This is a genomic window from Nonomuraea sp. NPDC052634, from assembly GCF_040678535.1.
GTDB classification, from domain to species: domain Bacteria; phylum Actinomycetota; class Actinomycetes; order Streptosporangiales; family Streptosporangiaceae; genus Nonomuraea; species Nonomuraea fastidiosa.
In genome coordinates this window covers 37143-57312 of the sequence record NZ_JBFATY010000003.1, presented here as the reverse complement: position 1 = coordinate 57312, position 20170 = coordinate 37143, and the positions used below count along the sequence as shown (strand labels likewise).

Genomic DNA, 20170 nt, shown 5'->3' with positions numbered 1-20170 from the left:
AGAGGTCCTTCCCAGGAGAGGTCCTTCGTGGTGGGGGCGAAGGATCCTTTCGAGGAGAGGGTGCCCCTTCCCCTCCTCGAAAGGAAGTCCGTAGCCGGCGGGCCGCCCGGCAGCAGGCGCCCCTCCTGCCAGGCTGAGGTGCTTTTGGGAGTCCGTGTGCCTTTGCGGGGTGGGTGAGGCCGAGCCGTCCCGCCTGGCGGATGCGGGGTGGGACGGCTCGGGTTCCGGGGGCTGTTACGAGGGGGTGCAGGTCAGGGTGGCCGGTGGGGTGGCGCTTCCGGTGGCGTTGAAGCCGAACGAGGTGCTCGCCCCGGCCGCCACCGTGCCGTTGTAGCCGGCGTTCGTGACCGTGACCTCCTTGCCTGTCTGGGTGTGGGCGCCGCCCCAGAGGTTGGTGATCTGCTGGTCGCCCGGCCAGGTCCAGGTCACCTTCCAGCCGCTGATCGCGGCGTCGCCGGTGTTCTCGACGGTGACGCCGGCCTGGAAGCCGCCGGGCCAGGAGTTGCCCGCCTCGTACGTGGCCGTGCACCCGTCGTCGCCGGGCGCGGGCGTCTCGGTCGGCTCCTCGGTCGGGTCGCCGGTCGGCGTGACGGTCGGGGTCACGGTGATCGGCGGCCTCGTACGGTCGCCGTAGATGATCCCGCGCCCGTTGGTGCCGAGGTAGACGCGGCCGTACACGCGCGGGTCGCCGGTCAGCGCCTCGCCCATGTTGCCCCACTGGTGCTCGTCGTCGTTGATGCGCAGCCAGCTCGACCCGCCGTCGTCCGAGCGGTACAGGCCGGTGACGCCGTCGATGGTGGCGACGGCGAAGACGGCCGGGTAGTCGGCGCCGGGCGCGGCCTTGCCGAAGCCGACGTTCACGGCGTTCGTGATGCCGGACAGCTTGGTGAACGAGGAGCCGCCGTCGGTGGAGTGCCAGATGCCGCCGTCGCCGGCCACCCACACGTCGCCTTCGATGCCGGGCACGGCCTTGAACTTGCCGCTGGCGGGCAGCCCCGTGGCGGCGGTGGCGGCGAAGGTGGCCCCGCCGTTCGTGCTGCGGTAGAAGCGGCCGCCGCTGAGGCCGTAGAACGTCATCGCGTTGACCCGGTCGGACTCCACGATCGCGCCGGTGGGCAGGCCGGAGGCGGTCTGCCAGGAGTTGCCGAACCCGACGGAGTAGACGGGCGTCACGCCCTTGGGCGCCCAGACGAAGCGGGAGCCGTCGGCCGCCGCGGCGACCGTGCCGCCCTCGTTGACGCCGCCCGGCTCGGTGCCCTGGAACCAGTTGGCGCCGCCGTCGGTGGAGAAGGCCACGTGGCTGTCGTCCGGGCGGTCGGAGTCGGTGAAGTTTCCGGCCCTGACCATGATCGACGGTGCCTTCTCGGCGTAGTCGAGGCTGGTCGTGGAGGTGAAGTTGGGCTGGGTGAACATCATGGACGGCACGGCGTCCAGGTCGGTGTGACGGAAGCCGGCGATGTCGCCGAGGCCGCTGATCAGCGGCGCGCCGCTGGGCGGGCTGATCAGGTCGAGCACGGCGGTCTCTTCAAGGCCGCGGGCCATGGGTTTGATCGTGAACTTGCCGCCGGAGTCCCACGCGGTGAGGTTCTCGGTGCCGTAGATGGTGGCGCCGGTGCCGTACATCATCCGGTCGGAGTCGAACGGGTCGATCTCCAGCGACTCGGTCATCCAGCCGAGTTTGGGCGTGACCTCGGGCGGCTGCGGGTCGGTGCCGAAGGTCAGCCACGGGTTCTCGCTGATGTCCATGGTGTAGCGGAACGAGCGGTCGGGGTAGGAGGTCCAGTCCCACACCCGGGTCCAGGTCTCGCCGGAGTCGGTGGAGCGGAAGAAGATGACGTCCGGCCACCAGGAGATCTGCGTGGCCACCATGATCGTCTCGGGGTTCTGCCTGTCGATGGTCAGGCCGCTGTAGCCGAAGTAGGCGTCGGAGCTGGACGACGGCACGGGGCTGATCTGGGTCCAGGCGCCGGTGCCGGTGTCGTAGCGCCACACGTCGCCCTTGCCACCGTCGTACGGCCCGCCGGTGTCGCTGGTGGCGATGTAGAGGTAGCCGTTCTCGGTGTCGAGCACGCCCTTGTGCGCGATGTAGCCGGTGGGCTGACCGGCCAGGCGCGACCAGGTGGCGCCGCCGTCGGTGGTGCGGTAGACGGTGTCGTCCTTGTCGGCGACGCCCACATAAATGGTCTTGGTGGGGCTGCCCTCGCTGGACGAGCGGGGGTCGTAGGTGACCCAGACGACGCCGGGGCGGTGGCTGAGGTAGCCGTTGGGGTCGCTCGGGTCCTGGGCGTAGTCGCCGGGGTTGGGGAAGCTGGTCACCTTCGACCAGGTGGCGCCGTAGTCGGTGCTGCGCCACAGGCCGTTGCCGTTGGGCGCGCCGAGGTACAGCACGCGGTCGTCGTTGGGGTCGACGGCCAGCGCCTCGCCCATGCCGCGGCCGGGCATGTTGCCGCCCAGCTTGAACGGCAGCGGCGTGACCTGCCAGGTGTCGCCCTTGTCGGTGGAGCGCAGGATGGCCCCGTTGCCCGGGTCCCAGTCGTTGGTGTACATGCCGACGGCGGCGTACACGCGGTTGGTCTGCACGGGGTCGGTGGCCAGGCTGATCACGCCGTTGTAGCCCCACGTGTCCCAGCCGACCCAGTCGAGCAGCGGGGTCCAGGACTTGGTGGTCTGGTTCCACCGGTACGCGCCGCCGATGTCGGTGCGGGCGTAGATGAGGTTGCGTTCCGACGGGTTGAAGATGATGCCGGGGACGAAGCCGCCGCCGTCGATCCGCACGTTCTTGAACTCGTACGGGTCGGAGGCGACGGCCGCGACCGGCGTCATCCGCACGATGGCCGCCACGAGCAGGACGGCGGCGGCCGTGAGCATGACAAGCAGCCTGTTTCGCATGCGCGGTTTCCTTTCCGGGCACGCCAGAAGCGCCCCAAGAGCGTGGATGACCGCCATGCACGAGCAGAATGCGAGACCCTGACCGTCGCCGCGCCTTCGCGCATGAGCTTCACAAGAAGGCTCACACACGGGCGTGGCGGCGGTCAATAGTTTGGATGTACGACGAATTAACGAGTAACAGAAACGCTGGCCTCAGGGCGTTCCGAGCGCGCACCGAGCGCCGCCCACAGCGCGATGGCGATGTAGAGCGCCTGCTCGGGGATCCGCTCGATCAGCGGCGAGGCGATCGAGGTGCCGGCGATGGCGGCGTAGATGTTGGCGGGCAGCAGGACGACGAAGAGCAGCGCCAGGCAGATCCCCGCGGGCTTGCGGAAGCGCGCGAGCACCAGCCCGGCGGCCCCGGCCAGCTCCAGCACCCCGGTCAGGTACACCATGAACCCCGGGAACGGTACGAACGGCGGCACCATCGCCACCATGTCCCCGTAGTTCGGCATGAAGGTCACGCTCTCCGGGACGAAGTGCGCGCTCGCCGTCATGACGAGCATGACCGCGAGGCCGTGCGCCGCGCTCTCCCGCCACGTACCGAACCTGCGCACGCCCAGCGCGCCGAGCGCCCGGAACACGAGCGTGGCGACCACGAGAACGATCACGGTCATGAGAACTCCTTGGATAGTCGTGCTATCTACTCATAATAGATACCACGACTATCCAATGGCGTCACATCTTTTCTCAGCGTGCGACGGCGAAGTCCTTGATCCGCAGGTCTCCCTTGAACACCAGATAGAGATCGCCCTTACCGGGCCGCACGGTCGCGGTCGCGGTGCCGTAGGCGTAGATGCCGCCCGTCGCCGGCACCTCGACGGTCGCCAGCAGCGCACCCTTCGGCGAGCCGCGCCGCACCTCGAACGAGCCGCCGCCCGCCGAGGCCACCGACGCCGTCAGCCGCCCGCCCCACGAGGCGCGGGTGAAGGCCAGCCAGTCGCCCGCCGAGCCCTCGACGACCTCGCCGCTCACCTTGCTCTCGTCGGCAAACACGACGCCCCGGTAGTCGTCGAAGTCCATCGCCCTGGTGGTCGTCGTCAGGTCGCGCACGGGGACGGTCTCGCCGGAGACCCGCAGCGTCGTGGACTGGCGGATCCGGTCGGATGCGGAGCCGACGAGCACGTCATGGGTGGCGTTCTCGACGACCCACGTGTTCCTGGTGTGGTCCCAGACCGCGAGGTCGGACTTCTTCAGCCGGAACGTCACCGTGCGGCTCTCGCCCGGCTTCAGCGTCACCCGCTGGAAGCCGCGCAACTGCTTGACCGGCTGCGCGAAGCGGGAGTCGCGCTGGTGGGTGTAGAGCTGGACGACCTCGTCGCCGGTGACCTTGCCGGTGTTGGTGACCCGGACGCTCACCTGCTCCCCCTGCACGCGCAGGCCCTGGTAGCCGAAGGTGGTGTAGCTGAGGCCGTGCCCGAAGGCGTACAGCGGCTTCTCTTTGCCGTACAGGTACGTCATGCCGGTCTTGACCAGGTCGTAGTCCAGCAGATCCGGCAGGTCGTCGCGGGCCGGCCAGGTCTGGGTGAGCCGGCCGCCCGGGTTGACGTCGCCGAAGAGCACGTCGGCGAGCGCGTGCCCGGTCTCGGCGCCCGCGTGCGTGGTCCACAGCAGCGTCGGCGCGTCCACGATGACCGGGTAGCTCGTTTCCAGCACGACCACGGTCTTCGGGTTGGCCTTGCGCACGGCCTCGATCAGCCGGAGCTGGCCCTCGCCGAGCCGCAGCGTGTCGCGGTCGTGGAACTCGCGCCCGGCCACGAACGGGTGGCTGCCGACCACGACCACCGCGACCTGCGCCTGCTTCGCCTGCGCCGCGGCCTGCGCGATGCCGTCGGAGACGACCTCCTTGGCGAACGTCGCGGCCTGCGCCTTGGGCACCAGGCCGAGCGCGCCCTCGGGGGTGACGCCCACGTACGCGTCGGGCAGGCCGAACCAGCTCTCGACGGTCTCGTAACCCGCGTATCGGATGAGGTAGGAGCCGTCCTGCTGCTTCTCCAGGGCGAACTGCTGGGAGACGTACCAGCCGTCGGGCTCGGCGTCGTCGGTGTCGAGCGAGCGCCAGTCGCCGCCGAGCAGCCGGCCGTTGCCCGCGTTGCGCAGCGTGGAGACGCCGCCGGTCCAGTCGGTCAGGTCCCACTGGGAGGCCGCCGTGGGCGCGGTGTCGATGAGCGCGGCATTGTCGTCGGGCCCGGTGCCGGTGGCGGTGAGGTACTTGCCGGACTCCACGTGCTTGAGCGCGATCCGTTCGAGTCCCTCAGCGGTCGTCACCTCGGGCACCCGCTCCTTGATCCCGTCGAGCGGTGTCACCTGGTAAGGAAGCCGCCCCGAGTACCAGTCGCGGTAGAGCTTGCCCGCCAGCGGGCCGACCACGGCCGCGGACTTCGGCGCCGACAGCGGCAGCACGCCGGAGTTCTTCAGCAGCACCGCCGCCTTCCCCGCGGCCTCGCGGTTCAGCCGCTTGTGCGCGGCGCTGTTGATCACCTCGGCGCCGATCTTCTTGTACGGCCCGCCGTCCGGGTCGAAGTGCCCGAGCCTGGTCCTGATCGACAGCACCCGCGACACGGCCCTGTCCACATCGGCCTCGGTGATGCGGCCCTGGTCGAGCGCCGCCTTCAGGTGGGTGGCCAGCGGCCCGCCGTCGCCGTCGTCGATGGTGAAGCCGTCCAGCCCGGCCTTGAGCACCGCCGCGAACGCCTCGGGCTTGTCGTCGTAGTAGCGCTCCAGGTCGGTGAGCGCGTGCGGCCCCCAGGCGTCGCTGACGTTGTAGAGCGTCTTGCCGGTCCACGACCGCACGACCGTGTCCAGGTCGGGGTTGACGTGGTTGGGCCGCCCGTTGACCAGGTTGTACGACGCCATCACCCCGGTCGCCGCGTCGGCCGCGATCGGCGCCTTGAACGCGGGCTCGTAGTACTCGTGCTTGAGCTTGGGCGTCAGGTTGGAGGAGGTGAGGCTGCGGTCGGTCTCGTTGTTGTAGGCCAGGTAGTGCTTCAGCACGGGCGCGGTCTTGAGGTAGAAGGGGTCGTCGCCCTGCAGGCCCTTGCCGTACGCGGTGGCCATGGCCCCGGTCAGCAGCGGGTCCTCGGAGTAGCCCTCCTCGTTGCGTCCCGCCCGCGGGTCGCGCAGCAGGTCCACCACGGGCGCCCACACCTGAAGGCCCCACAGCACGGGGTCGGTGGCGTTGTAGCCGCGCGCCTCGTCGCCGACGGCCGAGCCGATCCGCTTGACCAGCTCCGGGTCCCAGGTGCTGGCCAGGCCGACGGCCTGCGGGAAGACCGTGCCGCTTGCGAACTTCTGGCTCCAGCCGTCGTCGCGGTGGTTGGACCAGGCGACGCCGTGCAGGGCCTCGGTGCCGTTCTTGTGGTAGCCGATGCCGAGCCGGGGGATCGCGGGCTGCGACTGGTGCAGCAGGCTCAGCTTTTCGTCCAGCGTGAGCCGGCCGAGCAGGTCGGACACGCGCTGTTCCAGCGGGAGCGCCGGGTTCTGGAAGGGGAAGGTCTCGGCGGCCTGAGCGGGCGCTGGGGACGCTGCGGGCGCGATGAGCAGCGACGCGGCCAGCGTGAGCGCGGCCGATAACGGGACTTTTCGCATTACGGGGTCTCCATCACTTGATGGCGCCGACCGTCACACCTCGGGTCAGCGTGCGCTGGAAGATCAGGAAGAACACGACCGCGGGCAGCACCCCGAGCAGCGCCGACGCGCTGGACATGGTGGCGTCCATGTACCGCTCGCCCTGCAGGACGCCGAGCGCCACCGGCACGGTCTGGGTGTCGTTCGAGATGAGCAGGATGAGCGGGAGGAAGAACTCGTTCCAGGTCCAGATGAAGAAGAAGATCAGCAGCACGTTGATCGTGGGCCGGCTGATCGGCACCACGATCCTGACCAGCGCGCGCAGCCGCCCCGCGCCGTCGATCGCCGCCGCCTCCAGGATCTCCTTCGGGAACTGGCCGAGCACCGCGCTCAGCAGGTACGTGCCGAACGCCGCCTGGATCGCGGTCATCACGATGATCACCGAGAGCTGCGTGTCGTACAGGCCGGCCACCTTGGCCAGGTAGTACAGCGGGTAGGCCAGCGACTCCTGCGGCAGCGTGTTGGCCACCAGGAACAGCACGAGGATCCACAGCCGGCCCTTCACCCTGCCGATGCCCAGCGCGTACGCGTTGAGCACCGACAGCGCGACCGCGAGCACCGCCACGGACGCGCTGATCAGGAAGCTGTTCCAGAGCTTGGTGCCGAACTCCACCCGGTTCCAGAAGTCCACGATGCCCTGGAGGTAGAGCCCGTCGGGCAGGCTCAGCGGTCCCTGGGAGCTGTACTCGGCCGGCGACTTGATCGCGTTCATGGCCACGATGACGAACGGGAAGATCATCACTACGGCCAGCACGGCGAGCGCGGCCAGCACCGCCCAGCGTCCCGGGCCCCTCATGACTCACGCTCCTGCACCCGCAGGAAGAGGAACGTCACCACGACGATGATCAGCGCGAGCACCGTGGCGATCGCCGAGCCGTAGCCGACGTTGCTCTTCTGGAAGAAGTTCAGATACGAGAAGTACGACGGCACCATCGTCGCGTTGCCGGGCCCGCCGCGGGTCAGCACGAAGATCGGCCCGAACACCTTCAGCGCCGCGATCGTGCAGGTCAGCAGCACCACGAAGATCTCCGGCCGGATCTGCGGCAGCGTGATGTGCCAGAACCTGCGCCACCACGAGGCCCCGTCGATCTCGGCGGCCTCGTAGTAGGACGGGTCCACCCGCTGCAGCCCGGCCATGAAGATGACCACCGGATAGCCGAGCTGGAACCAGACCATGACCCCCATCACGGTCGCGAGCGCGAGGTCGGGGTCGCCGAGCCAGTCGAGGTCGAGGCCGAAGATCTGGTTGACGGCGCCGTACGACGGGTGCAGCATCCAGCCCCACACCACGCCCGCCACCGCGACCGGCAGCACCTGCGGCAGGTAGTACATCGCGCGCAGCGCGGCGGCCGTGCGGGTGCCGAACCGCTTGCCGATGTAGTCGAACAGGGCGGCGGCCAGCACGAGCCCGATCGCGGTCGGCACGATCGCCATCGCCACGATCAGGGCCACGTTGTGCTGGAACGACTCCCAGAACCGCTCGTCGGACAGCAGCCGGATGTAGTTGTCGAAGCCGATCCAGCGCGGCGTGCCCACCCCCGACCAGCGGGTGAAGCTCGCCGCCACGTTCATCGCGAACGGCACGACGATGACGGCGGTGAACAGCAGCAGGCTGGGCACCAGGTAGAGCCAGTAACCCCGCCTGCCGCGTGTGCGTGCGCTCATCTAGTTGCCCAGGTCGGCGAGGTTGTCCTCGTACGGCCCGGCGATCTCGTCCAGCACCTGGGCAGGGGTCTTGCTGCCGTTGATGAGGTTCTGGACGCCGGCCACCAGCACGTCGTAGTAGCCGGGCGCGGGCCAGTCGGGGTAGAAGGCCAGCCCGTCGGCGGCGGTCAGCTTGTTGAAGGTCTCGATCAGCTCCTTGCTCTTCTCGTCGGTGATGGCGGCCGGGTCGGCGGCCACGGGCACGCCGCCGGAGTTGCCGAGCAGGTTCTGGATCTCCTTGCTCATCGTGATGTCGATGAAGTCGTAGGCCAGGTCCTTGTTCTCGGAGTTCTCGGGCACCACCCAGAGGTTGCCGCTCGATCCTGGCGCCATGGTCGAGCCGGGGAACAGGAAGTGCCCCCACTCGAAGTCCTTGATCTCGGAGGCGAAGCGGCCGTACCACCAGCTTCCGCTGATGACCATCGGGAACTCGCCCTTCATGAACGCCACGCCCATGTCCTCGGCCTTCAGGCCGGCCGAGTTCTGGGCGATGTAGCCCTTCTTCACCCAGTCGGCGAACGTCTCCGCACCGTAGGTGAACTCGGGCCCGTGGAAGTCGACCTTGCCCTTGTAGAGCTGGTACGCCTCCATCCACGGCTTCTGCGCCTTGCTCAGCGCGAGCTGGTAGACGATCTGCTGGGCCGGGTACTCGGCGCCGGCGTTCGCGATCGGGGTCACCCCGGCCTTGACGAAGGTGTCCAGCGCGGCGGTGAACTCCTCGTACGTGGTCGGGACCTCGACCTTGTGCTTGGCGAAGAGGTCCTTGTTGTAATAGACCATCACGAACTCGCCGTAATTGGGCACGCCGTACCACTTGCCGGAGCCCATCACGCCGCGTTCGTCGTACTTGGCGGTGGTCTGCAGGCCGCCGGGCAGCAGCTTGTCCCAGCCGCGCTTGGTGGCCTCCTCGGTGAGGTCGGTCAGCAGGCCCTGCTTCGACAGCAGACCCGACGTGGCGTTGCCCTTGTTGTACTCCATGAGGTCGGGCGCCTCGTCCGAGTTGAGCACCATGCTCGCCGTCTTCTGGATCTGCTCGAAGCTCTTCTCCTCGAACTCGACCTTGACGTTCGGGTGCGACGCCTCGAACTTCTTGATCGCCTCCGCCCACGCCTTGCCCATGGCGCTCTCGGCGCTCTCGTAGTGCCAGAGCTGGAACACGCGCGGCTCGGTGCCGCTCGGGTCGGGGCTGCCCGAGCCTCCTGAGCCGCAGGCCGACAGGGCGAGCACGGCGGCGGCCAGCATCGCCGCGCCTCGTGATCTGAGCATGATCCCTCCAGGGGGTGTTACGAGAGGACGGCCCGCACGGGAGCTCCGGTCACCGGGACGATGTCCACGCCGGTGACGCGCTTCGGGCCGGTGACGGCGACGCGCAGCTCGTCGCCGTCCCTGGTGGCGACCGCGACCGTCAGGCCGTCGGCGTCGTGGATGTGGACCGTGGCGTCGCCACCCCCGAAGGCGACGAGCGTGATCTGCTCCGGCACGTCCACCGTGTCCCCTTCCTCCTGGACCGGAATGAGCGCGCCGTAGCGGACGAAGAGCGGGATCTGGTCGAGCGGCTTGGCGACCCTGACGTAGCGGGAGCCGTCGAGCACCTCGCCCGTCCAGTAGTCGACCCACCGGCCCGCGGGCAGGTAGACCTGCCGGACGCCTTCGGGCGCGGTCATGGGGGCCACGAGCAGGTCCCGGCCGAGCAGGTACTGCAGGTCGGCCTGCCAGGCCACCGGGTCGTCCGGGTAATCGACGCACAGCGCCCGCATCATCGGCGCCCCCGTACGCGCGGCCTCGACGGCGGCCGAGTAGATGTAGGGCATCAGCCGGTAGCGCAGCCTCAGCGCGGCCACCGCCTCGGCCTCGACGGCGGGGAACTCCCACGGCTCGCGGGTGGTGGTGCCGTGCAGGCGCAGCAGCGGCGACAGCGCGCCGAACTGGGTCCAGCGCACGTACAGGTCGTCGGTGGGGCGGCCGGTGAAGCCGCCGGCGTCGTGGCTCCAGAAGGGCACGCCCGACAGGCCGTGCGCGAGCCCGCCCCTGATCGTGCTGCCCATGGCGGCGTAGCTGGTGTAGGTGTCGCCGCCCCACTGGGCGCTGTGGCGCTGCCCGCCCAGGTACGACGAGCGCGCCCACACCAGGCCGTGCCCGTTGACCTCGCGGGTGACCTCGGCGACGACGTCGTTGAACAGCAGCGTGTAGACGTTGTGCAGGTCGGTGCCGGACATGCCGTTGTAGGCGACCGAGTCGGCCGGCACGCCCTCGGCGAAGTCGGTCTTGAACAGCGCCACGCCCTGGCGCAGCAGCGGGCGGAGCAGGCCCTTGAACCACTCGACGGCCGCCGGGTTGGTGAAGTCGACGATGCCGCAGGCGGGGAAGGAACCGTGCCAGCAGTCGGCGACGTACACGAGCCCCGCCTGATTCTTCAGGAAATATCCGGCTTCAGCGGCCTCGCGGAAGAGCGGGCTGAGGTGGGAGACGTACGGGTTCATCCACAGGCAGACCTTGAACCCCATCGCGTCCAGCTCCGCCAGCATCGCGTCAGGGTCGGGGAAGTTCTTGGCGTCCCACTCCAGGTCCGACCAGTGCCCGTCGGTCTGCCAGTACGTATCCAGGTGCAGCACGTCGCACGGGATGCCGCGCTCCCTGATCGTGCGCGCCCTGGCCAGCACCCGCTCCTGGCTGTCCACGCAGAACCCGGACGAGATCCAAGTGCCGAACGCCCACTTCGGCGGCAGCGAGGGCCGGCAGGTCAGCCGGTCGTATCGCTCCAGCACCTCAGGCGGCGTCGGCCCGGCGATCACGTAGTAGTCGAGCACGTCGTCGGGCACCACGATCTGCACGACGCTGTGCGTGGACTGGCACATGTCGAACTCCACCGGCGCGCCGCTGTCCACGAGCACGCCGTAGCCCCGGCTCGACAGGTAGAGCGGCACGTTCTTGTACGCGCGCTGCGACTCGGCACCGAAGGCGTCGAAGTTCCACATCACCGGCCGCTGGCCGCGCTTGTCCAGCCGGGTGAACGACTCGCCGAACCCGGAGAACGCCTCGTCGGGCGCGGCGGCGAAGCTCTCGTGGTAGGCCACCGGCGTGCCCGAGACGCGGGAGCGGCCGAAGGGCAGCGTGCGCAGCCGGCCGCTGATGTCGGTGTGCCCCCGGTCCTGCTCGACCAGCGTCGCGCCGGAGGCGTCGGTGAAGCGCAGGTGAAAGGGCGACAGGCCGATCTCGGCGCGCAGCGAGCCGGCGTCGATCACGATCGGCTCGCCGGGCTCGGCCACCGCGCGGGCGCCCTCGTACGTGCCGGGCGTCACCAACGCGATCGCCTGCTCCGAACGCGGCCGCGCGGTCGCGTCCTCCGACAACCTGACCCTGATCACGCCCTCGCCGGCCGCACCGACCTGCACGACCAGCGTTTCCTGCGCCGTGGTCACCGCCTTGAGCAGCACCTCGGCGCCGTCGGCCGCCAGCAGCTCGGCGGAGGCGAGCGCCGACAGGCCGCCCTCACCCCGCTCGCGTACCGGCAGCTCGGGCGGGTCCGCGACGAAGTATTCGTGCGCGACCAAGGGCGGGCGATAGGGCATGGAGGCTCCTTCAACGCGGGCGCAAGACTCTGAATTAGTTTGCTGTCCATACCAACAAAGGTCAACGGTCGGAGGACCCTCCGCGTACCGCGCGGCAAAAGAGAAGGGCCGAGGCGGATGCCTCGGCCCTGAATCGTCGCGCCGTCGCAGGAAGGGCGGCGGCGGGATGGTCCGGTCTCAGATGGACACGCCCGGCTGCATCAGCCGGCGCGCCGCCTCGGTGATCGAGCCCGACAGCGACGGGTAGACCGCGAACGTGTGGGCGAGCTGGTCGACGGTCAGCCGCTGCTGCACCGCCACCGACACGGCCAGGATCAGCTCCGACGCCCGCGGCGCGACCACCACGCCGCCCAGCACGATGCCCGTGTGCGGGCGGCAGAACAGCTTCACGAAACCGTCGTTGAAGCCCTGCATCTTCGCGCGGGCGTTGGTGGCGAGCGGCAGCTTGACCACGTTCGCGTCGATCTCGCCCGCCTCGATGGCCCGCTGCGCCACGCCGACGGCGGCGATCTCGGGGTCGGTGAAGATGTTGGAGGCGACGGTGGCCAGCCGCAGCGGCTGGACGGCCTCGCCCAGCGCGTGCCAGACCGCGATGCGCCCCTGCATGGCCGCGACGGAGGCGAGCATCAGCACGCCGGTGCAGTCGCCGGCGGCGTAGACGTTGGGCGCGGACGTGCGCGAGACCTTGTCGACCTTGATGAAGCCGTTGCGGTCGAGCTGCACCCCGGCCTCCTCCAGGCCGATGCCGGAGGTGTTGGGCACCATGCCGACCGTCATCAGCGCGTGGGAGCCCTCGGCGGTGCGGCCGTCCTCCAGCGTCACCACCACGCCGTCGGCGGTGCGCTTGACCGAGGCCGCCCGCGAGCGGCCCATGACGTTCATGCCGCGCCGCCGGTAGACCTCTTCCAGCACCTCGGCGCCGTCGGCGTCCTCGTTGGGCATCATGCGGTCGCGGCTGGAGACCAGGGTGACCTCCGACCCCAGCGACCGGTAGGCGCCGGCGAACTCGGCGCCGGTGACGCCCGACCCGATGACGATCAGGTGCTCGGGCAGCTCCTTGAGGTCGTAGAGCTGCCGCCAGTTGAGAATGCGCTCGCCGTCGGGCTCGGCGCCGGGCAGCACCCGCGGGGTCGCCCCCGTGGCCACCAGCACCACGTCGGCCCTGATCGTACGGTTACCCGCCCGCACCACCTGCGGATCGACCAGCCGGCCCCGCGCCCTGATGATCTCGACGCCCTCGGCCTCGACCCGCGTCGCGATGTCGGCCGACTGCGCCTGCGCGAGCTCCTTGACCCGCTTGTTGACCAGCGGCAGATCGACCCCGACCGAGCCCGCGTCGCCGTCGGCCCCGCCGGAGAACGACACGCCGAGCGAAGGGGCGTCGAGCAATGCCTGCTTGCGCACGGAGGTCGCGATCAGCGTCTTGGACGGCACGCAGTCGGTCAGCACGCACGCGCCGCCGGGTCCGTCCTGCTCGACCATCGTGACTTGCGCGCCTAGCTGAGCGGCCACCAGCGCCGCCTCGTAGCCGCCTGGTCCGCCGCCGATGATCACGATCCTCGTCACGTCACCATTGTCCCGCATGCCCCTTGCTGAGAGCGAAACGGGGCGCGCCCTCACGCGCTAATCTTGTTCGCTGTGCCTGTCTACGCCGCCTACGGCAGCAACATGGACCCCGAGCAGATGGCCATGCGCGCCCCGCACTCTCCGATCCGGGGCGTCGGATGGCTGCCGGGATGGCGCCTGACGTTCGGGGGTCACGACATCGCCTGGGAGGGCGCGGTCGCCACGATCGTCGAAGATCCCAACGAGCACGTCTTCGTGGTGCTCTACGACGTGCCCGAGTGGGAGGAGACCTCGCTCGATCAGTGGGAGGGCGCCGTGCGCGGCGCGTACCACAAGGTGCGGCTGCGGGTGCAGACGCTCGAAGGCGAGGTCGTGGCCTGGTTCTACGTGCTCGACGGCTACGAGGGCGGCCTGCCCTCGGCCCGCTACCTGTGCAGCCTGGCCGAGGCGGCCGAGCGTGCGGGCGCCCCCGACGACTACGTCAAAGAGCTGCGCGAGCGCCCCTGCACGTCCTACGGCGGTTAGCTGAGCGGCTTGTCCTTGGTCTCCTTGAGCACGAAGAGGTAGACCAGGGTCGAGATCAGCGCCAGCGCCGACATGTACCACGGGAAGGCACCGGGGTTGCCCGCGTCCTTCAGCGCCGTGCCGATCAGCGGGGCGGTGCCGCCGAAGACCGCCACGGTCAGCGAGTACGGGAACCCGGCGCCCGCCGCCCGCACCCGGGTGGGGAAGAGCTCGGAGTTCACCGCCGCCGAGATCGAGGTGAAGCAGCCGAGGAAGACCATGCCGATGAGCTGCACGATCAGCAGGCTCGCGTACGAGTCGGTGAGCAGCCCGAGCAGCGGCACCGGCAGCACGAGGAACCCGACGCCGAACGTGATCAGCATGGGCTTGCGACCGATCTTGTCGGACAGCATGCCGAGCAGCGGCTGCAGGATCATGAAGAAGACCAGCGAGATCGTGCCGATCTGCAGCGAGTCCGCCTCGTCGAAGCCGACGGTGATCTGCGCGTACGTGGGCAGGAACGTGGTCCACGTGTAGTAGGCGACGGTACCGGCGATCGTGATGCCCACGATGGTGGCCGCGGCCTTCGGGTAGTTCTTGAGGAACTCGAACATCTTGGGCCGCTCGGCCTTGCCGCTCTTGACCTCCTCGGCGAGCGCGGAGGTCTCGTCGGCGCCCTTGCGGATCCACAGGCCGACGAGGCTGAGCAGGGCGCCCACGAAGAACGGGATGCGCCAGCCCCACGACTTCATGTCGGGTTCGAGCAGCACCGTGGTCAGCAGCGCGGCCAGGCCGGAGGCCAGGAGCTGGCCGATGGTGGTGCTGACGTACTGGAAGCTCGAGTAGAGGCCGCGGCGGCCGGTCGGGGCCGACTCCACAAGGAACGTGGTCGCGGCGGCGAACTCGCCGCCGACCGACAGGCCCTGGATGAGCCTGGCCAGCGTCAGGATGACGGGGGCGAGCAGGCCGACGGCCGCGTAGGTGGGGGTCAGGCCGACGATCAGCGAGCCGACGCCCATCAGCACGATGGTGAACGTCATCGCTGCCTTGCGCCCGTAGCGGTCGGCGAACGCGCCCACCACCAGGCCGCCGAGCGGGCGCATGAAGAAGCCCACTGCGAACACGGCGAACGAGCTGATCAGCGGCACCAGGTCGTTGTCGGAGTTCTCGGCGAAGATCAGGCCGGAGAAGATGGGGGCGAGAAAGCTGTAGGCGTACCAGTCGTACCACTCGACGACGTTGCCGATGCTGGCCGCCATGAGCTGGCGGGTGCGGCTCTTGGGGATGCCGAGGGGTGATGGCGCCACCGGGGAAGTCGCCACGTGGGCTCCTTTGCTGACAACTTCAGTGATGGCCTACTGTGCAATCGGACGACCGAAACAGTCAAATGTCGATGCAAACTTTTACAAACCAGACATAGAAACGGCATCAGGTGGATGTTCTCGACCGGCGACTCGTCGCCGCCCTGCAAGTGAGCCCCCGCGCGTCGTGGGGCGAGATCGGCAGGGCCGTCGGCGAGCACGAACGCACGGTCGCGCGGCGCTTGCAGCGGCTGATGGCCGACGGCGTCGTCCGCGTCACCGCCATCTACGATGACCTGCGCACCGGCCACGGCCGTCCCGTGCACCTGCACGTCCAGGTACGTCCCGGCTCGGTGCCCGAGGTGGCCAGGGCGCTGGCCGCCCGCAACGACACCCGCTCGGTCTACGCGCTGACCGGGGCCGCCGACATCGGCTGCGAGCTGGTCGCCCCCACCAGGGAGGACCTGCACCACATCCTGTCGGCCGAGGTGACCGGCATCGACGGCGTGCTGCAGACGCAGACCCAGGTCGTGCTGCACACGTTCAGGACCGTCGCCGAGTGGCACGCGCCCTACCTGACCGAGCGCGAGGTCGCCGAGCTGCGGCCGCCCCCTCCCCCGGAGCCGCTGCTCGACGAGGAGGGCCTGACGCCGCTGGAGAAGGAGATCGCCGAACTGCTCGCCGCCGACGGGCGCATCGCGTTCACCACCGTCGCCGAGCGCCTGGACGTCTCCGTGCCGACCGCGCGCAGGCGGCTCACCTCGCTCATCGAGCGGCGGCTGCTGCTGCCGCGCGCCGAGGTGGAGCCCGCGCTGCTCGGCCTGGAGGTCGAGGCCATGCTCTGGCTCAAGGTCCGCCCTCACGGCCTCGACAGCGTCGGCCAGCAGCTCGCCGCGCACCCCGACGTCCGTTACTGCGCCGCCACCACGGGCACTCACTCCCTCATCGTGCAGGTCGTGGCCGCGCACGAAGCGGCGCTCTACCGGTTCATGACCGGCGTCGTCGGCAAGTACGACGAGATCACCGACGTCGACCTCACCCTGATCACCCGCGCCTACAAGCGCGGTCACCTCCATAAGTCCGGATTGCTCACGCTCGATCACCGTTGGGAGAACACACCATGACCCCTGCCGAGAGGGAAGTCGCCGACCTGTGCGCGGAGCTCATCCGCGTGGACAGCAGCAACTACGGCGACGGCAGCGGCCCCGGTGAGCGGGCCGCCGCCGAGGTCGTCATGGCCAGGCTGGCCGAGGTCGGCATCGAGCCGGCCTACATCGAGAGCGAGCCGGGCCGCGGGAACGTCATCACCCGCATCGAGGGCACCGACTCCTCGCTGCCCGCCCTGCTCGTGCACGGCCACCTGGACGTCGTGCCGGCCAACGCCGCCGACTGGTCGGTGGACCCGTTCGCGGGCGAGGTGCGCGACGGCTACATCTGGGGCCGCGGCGCCGTGGACATGAAGGACATGGACGCGATGATGCTGGCCGTGCTGCGCCGCTTCAAGCGCGAGGGCGTCAGGCCGCGCCGCGACATCGTCTTCGCCTGGGTGGCCGACGAGGAGGCCGGCGGCGTCTACGGCGCCAAGTACCTCACCGCGAACCACCCCGAGCTGTTCGAGGGCGTCACCGAGTCGATCAGCGAGGTCGGCGGCTACTCGCTCGAAGTGGACCCGTCGCTGCGGCTCTACCTCATCGAGACCGCCCAGAAGGGCCTGGCCTGGATGAAGCTCATCGCCGACGGCACGGCCGGCCACGGCTCCATGCTCAACGACGACAACGCCGTCACCGAGATCGCCAAGGCGGTGGCCAGGATCGGCGCCCACGACTGGCCGCTGACCTACACCGAGACCGTGCGCCGCTTCCTCACCGAGGTCGCCGACGCCTTCGGCATCCCGTTCGACGAGAACGACCCGCAGCCGATCCTCGACAAGATCGGGCCGCTGGTGCGCTTCGTCGGCGCGACGCTGCGCAACACCACCAACCCGACGCAGCTCGGCGCCGGCTACAAGTCGAACGTCATCCCCGGCCAGGCCACGGCCGTCGTGGACGGGCGCTTCCTGCCCGGCCACGAGGAGGAGTTCTTCAAGACCATCGACGAGCTCATCGGGCCGAAGGTGCGGCGCGAGTTCGTGCACCACGACATCGCGCTGGAGACCTCGTTCGACGGCGCGCTGGTCGAGTCGATGATCGCGGCGCTGAAGGCCGAGGACCCGTCCGCGCGGGCCATCCCGTACTGCATGTCGGGCGGCACCGACAACAAGACGTTCTTCGCCGACCTCGGCGTGCGCGGCTTCGGTTTCGTGCCGCTGCGGCTGCCCGCCGACATGGACTTCGCCTCGATGTTCCACGGCGTGGACGAGCGGGTGCCGGTGGACGCGCTGCAGTTCGGCGTGCGGGTGCTGGACAGGCTGCTTCTAAACTACTGAAGGTGACGAAAGACGCATACACCCTGGCCAGTGAGGCCGCCGCGGCGCTGCGCAGCGCCGCGGGCCTCGACAAGCTCGACGCGCCGCTGGACGTGGCGCTCGTCATGGGGTCGGGGTGGGTGCCCGCCGCCGACGCGCTCGGCGAGACGGTGAGCGAGATCCCCTTCACCGACCTGCCGGGCTTCCGCGCCCCCGCCGTCGCCGGGCACGGCGGCAAGATCCGCGTCGTCCGCACCCCCGGCGGCCGGTACGCGCTGATCTACCTCGGCCGCACCCACCTGTACGAAGGGCTCGGGGTGGACGCGGTGGTCCACGGCGTGCGCACGGCCGCCGCGGCAGGCGTGCGCACGCTGGTGCTCACCAACGCGGCGGGCGGCCTGCGCCCCGAGACCCAGAACGTCGGCGACCCGGTCCTGATCAGCGACCACATCAACCTGACCGGGGCCAACCCGATCACCGGCACCACGTTCATCGACCTCACCGAGGTCTACTCGCGGCGGCTGCGCGCGCTCGTGCGCGAGGTCGACCCGACCCTGGCCGAGGGCGTGTACGTGGCCTTCAGGGGCCCGACGTACGAGACGCCCGCCGAGATCCGCATGCTGCGCACGCTCGGCGGCGACATGGTCGGCATGTCCACCGTCCTCGAGGCCATCGCCGCCCGCGAGGCGAACCTGGAGGTGCTCGGCATCTCCCTCGTCACCAACCCGGGCGCCGGGCTGTCGGGCGAGCCGCTCGACCACGAGGAGGTCCTTCAGGTCGGCCGGGCGACCGCCGCCCGCATGGGCGTGCTGCTGGCCAAGGTGGTGGACCGGCTGTGAGCCTCCTGGAGGAGGCCCGCGCCTGGCTGGCTCAGGACCCCGACCCCGACACCAGGGCCGAGCTGTCGGCCCTGATCGAGACCGAGGACCTGCCCGCGCTGCGGGAACGCTTCGGATCCCGGCTGGAGTTCGGCACCGCGGGCCTGCGCGGCGAGCTGGGCGCCGGGCCGAACCGGATGAACCGGGTGACCGTGATGCGCGCCGCCGCCGGCCTGGCCGCGGTGCTCGGGCCCGGCAAGCACGTCGTCATCGGCTACGACGCCCGGCACAAGTCCGACGTCTTCGCCCGCGACACCGCCGCCGTGCTCACCGGCGCCGGGGTGAACGCCTCGCTGCTGCCGCGCCCGCTGCCCACGCCCGTGCTGGCCTTCGCCGTACGCCACCTGGGCGCCGACGCCGGGGTGACGGTCACGGCCAGCCACAACCCGCCCCGCGACAACGGCTACAAGGTCTACTGGGGCGACGGCTCCCAGATCGTGCCGCCCATCGACGCCCGGATCTCGGCCGCCATCGACGCGGTCGGGCGGGTGGACGAGCTGCCGCTCGGCGGCCCCGGCACGCTGACCGAGCTGGGCGACGACATCGTCGACGACTACATCGCCGCACTGACCGCGCTCCCCCTCGGTGACGCGCGCGAGCTGCGGGTGGCGTACACGCCGCTGCACGGCGTCGGCGCTGCCACGCTGACCGGCGCGTTCCTCGCCGCCGGGTTCGAGAGCCCGATGGCCGTCGAGGAGCAGCGCAACCCCGACCCTGACTTCCCCACCGTCGCCTTCCCCAACCCGGAAGAGCCGGGCGCGATGGACCTCGCCGTCGCGCTGGCCGCCAAGACCGGCGCGGACCTGGTGCTGGCCAACGACCCCGACGCCGACAGGTGCGCGGTGGGCGTGCCGCTGCCGGACGGCGGCGTACGCATGCTGACCGGCGACGAGGTCGGCGGCCTGCTCGCCGAGCACGTCATCGCGCACACCACCGGCGACCGCATGGTGGCCACCACCATCGTCTCCTCCAGCCTGCTCGCCAAGATCGCTCAGGCGCACGGCGTGCGCTACGGCGAGACGCTGACCGGCTTCAAGTGGATCATCAAGGCGGGTCCCGGGCTGGTGTTCGGCTACGAGGAGGCCATCGGCTACAGCGTCGGCTCCGACACCGGCCTGCCGGTCCGCGACAAGGACGGCATCGGCGCCGCGCTCACCGTCGCCGCCATCGCCGCCGCTGCCAAGCGCGACGGGCGTACGCTGCTGGACCTGCTCGACGACCAGGCCCGCCGCTACGGCCTGCACGCCACCACCCAGCTCTCCTTCCGCGTCGCCGACCTGTCGCTGATCGCCGGGGCCATGGCGCGGCTGCGCGCCGAGCCGCCCACCGGCCTCGGCGGCCTCGCGGTGACCGCCGCCGACGACCTCACGCGCGGCGACGGCGGCCTGCCGCCGACCGACGGGCTGCGCTACCGGCTGGCGGACGGCGCCCGCGTAGTCGTCCGCCCGTCCGGCACCGAGCCCAAGCTGAAGTGCTACCTGGAGGTCGTCGTCCCGGTCGCCACCACCCCCGCCGTGGCCCGCGCGGTGGCCGCCGAGCGTCTCGAGGCGATCAAGTCCGACCTCGCCGCCCGGCTCGGCCTCGGGTGACGGCGTACGAGCGCTTCCTCGGCCACGTCCTGCCGGACCCCGAGGGGCACGACTCGTGCGGGCACGACCTCGCGTTCCCGCGGGTGCGCTGACCGCTCGG

Annotated in this window: 14 protein-coding genes; 5 read left to right on the top strand and 9 right to left on the bottom strand. The window is 70.2% G+C overall.

Features of this window, described 5'->3' with window-relative positions:
• Positions 1 to 234: 234 nt before the first annotated feature.
• From AB0K67_RS16270 to AB0K67_RS16235, 8 genes are all read right to left on the bottom strand, one after another.
• A complete protein-coding gene (locus tag AB0K67_RS16270) occupies positions 235 to 2889 on the bottom strand; it encodes a cellulose binding domain-containing protein (RefSeq protein WP_364059745.1) in 2655 nt (884 codons plus the stop codon).
• 167 nt (positions 2890 to 3056) lie between these two features.
• Positions 3057 to 3545: a hypothetical protein gene (locus tag AB0K67_RS16265; RefSeq protein WP_364059742.1), complete on the bottom strand. Its 489-nt coding sequence runs from the start codon at positions 3543 to 3545 to the stop codon at positions 3057 to 3059.
• Positions 3546 to 3618: 73 nt separating this feature from the next.
• On the bottom strand, positions 3619 to 6516 hold the full coding sequence (locus AB0K67_RS16260) for a glycoside hydrolase family 3 C-terminal domain-containing protein (protein ID WP_364059739.1): 2898 nt from the start codon (positions 6514 to 6516) through the stop codon (positions 3619 to 3621).
• Between the two features lie 13 nt (positions 6517 to 6529).
• On the bottom strand, positions 6530 to 7351 hold the full coding sequence (locus AB0K67_RS16255; protein WP_364059735.1) for a carbohydrate ABC transporter permease: 822 nt from the start codon (positions 7349 to 7351) through the stop codon (positions 6530 to 6532).
• A complete protein-coding gene (locus tag AB0K67_RS16250; RefSeq protein ID WP_364059732.1) occupies positions 7348 to 8220 on the bottom strand; it encodes a sugar ABC transporter permease in 873 nt (290 codons plus the stop codon). Before AB0K67_RS16250 ends, AB0K67_RS16255 begins: the two co-directional genes overlap by 4 nt.
• Positions 8221 to 9525 (bottom strand): extracellular solute-binding protein, encoded by a 1305-nt coding sequence (locus AB0K67_RS16245; RefSeq protein ID WP_364059729.1) that lies wholly within the window; start codon positions 9523 to 9525, stop codon positions 8221 to 8223.
• A gap of 17 nt (positions 9526 to 9542) precedes the next feature.
• Complete coding sequence (locus AB0K67_RS16240) at positions 9543 to 11828, bottom strand: TIM-barrel domain-containing protein (RefSeq protein WP_364059726.1); 2286 nt, start codon at positions 11826 to 11828, stop codon at positions 9543 to 9545.
• A 177-nt stretch (positions 11829 to 12005) separates the two neighbouring features.
• Positions 12006 to 13394, bottom strand: coding sequence for an NAD(P)H-quinone dehydrogenase (locus AB0K67_RS16235; RefSeq protein ID WP_364059723.1), 1389 nt, complete (start codon positions 13392 to 13394; stop codon positions 12006 to 12008).
• Between the two features lie 72 nt (positions 13395 to 13466).
• Between AB0K67_RS16235 and AB0K67_RS16230 the strand changes: the two genes are divergently transcribed.
• On the top strand, positions 13467 to 13919 hold the full coding sequence (locus AB0K67_RS16230; protein WP_364059720.1) for a gamma-glutamylcyclotransferase: 453 nt from the start codon (positions 13467 to 13469) through the stop codon (positions 13917 to 13919).
• On the opposite strand, the gene AB0K67_RS16225 is transcribed toward AB0K67_RS16230, so the two are convergent.
• Positions 13916 to 15220: an MFS transporter gene (locus AB0K67_RS16225; RefSeq protein ID WP_364059717.1), complete on the bottom strand. Its 1305-nt coding sequence runs from the start codon at positions 15218 to 15220 to the stop codon at positions 13916 to 13918. The genes AB0K67_RS16230 and AB0K67_RS16225 overlap by 4 nt on opposite strands.
• Positions 15221 to 15330: 110 nt before the next feature.
• On the opposite strand from AB0K67_RS16225, the gene AB0K67_RS16220 reads away from it, so the two are divergent.
• The 4 genes from AB0K67_RS16220 to AB0K67_RS16205 are packed head-to-tail and all read left to right on the top strand — an operon-like array spanning position 15331 to position 20070.
• Entirely contained in the window at positions 15331 to 16323 is a 993-nt protein-coding gene (locus tag AB0K67_RS16220; protein ID WP_364059714.1) for an Lrp/AsnC family transcriptional regulator, read from the top strand.
• Positions 16320 to 17624, top strand: a complete 1305-nt coding sequence (locus tag AB0K67_RS16215; protein ID WP_364059711.1) for a M20/M25/M40 family metallo-hydrolase — start codon at positions 16320 to 16322, stop codon at positions 17622 to 17624. Before AB0K67_RS16220 ends, AB0K67_RS16215 begins: the two co-directional genes overlap by 4 nt.
• Before the next feature lie 2 nt (positions 17625 to 17626).
• A complete protein-coding gene (locus AB0K67_RS16210; RefSeq protein WP_364059708.1) occupies positions 17627 to 18442 on the top strand; it encodes a purine-nucleoside phosphorylase in 816 nt (271 codons plus the stop codon).
• Positions 18439 to 20070, top strand: coding sequence for a phospho-sugar mutase (locus AB0K67_RS16205; protein ID WP_364059705.1), 1632 nt, complete (start codon positions 18439 to 18441; stop codon positions 20068 to 20070). The genes AB0K67_RS16210 and AB0K67_RS16205 overlap by 4 nt, the downstream gene beginning before the upstream one ends.
• Positions 20071 to 20170: the final 100 nt, after the last annotated feature.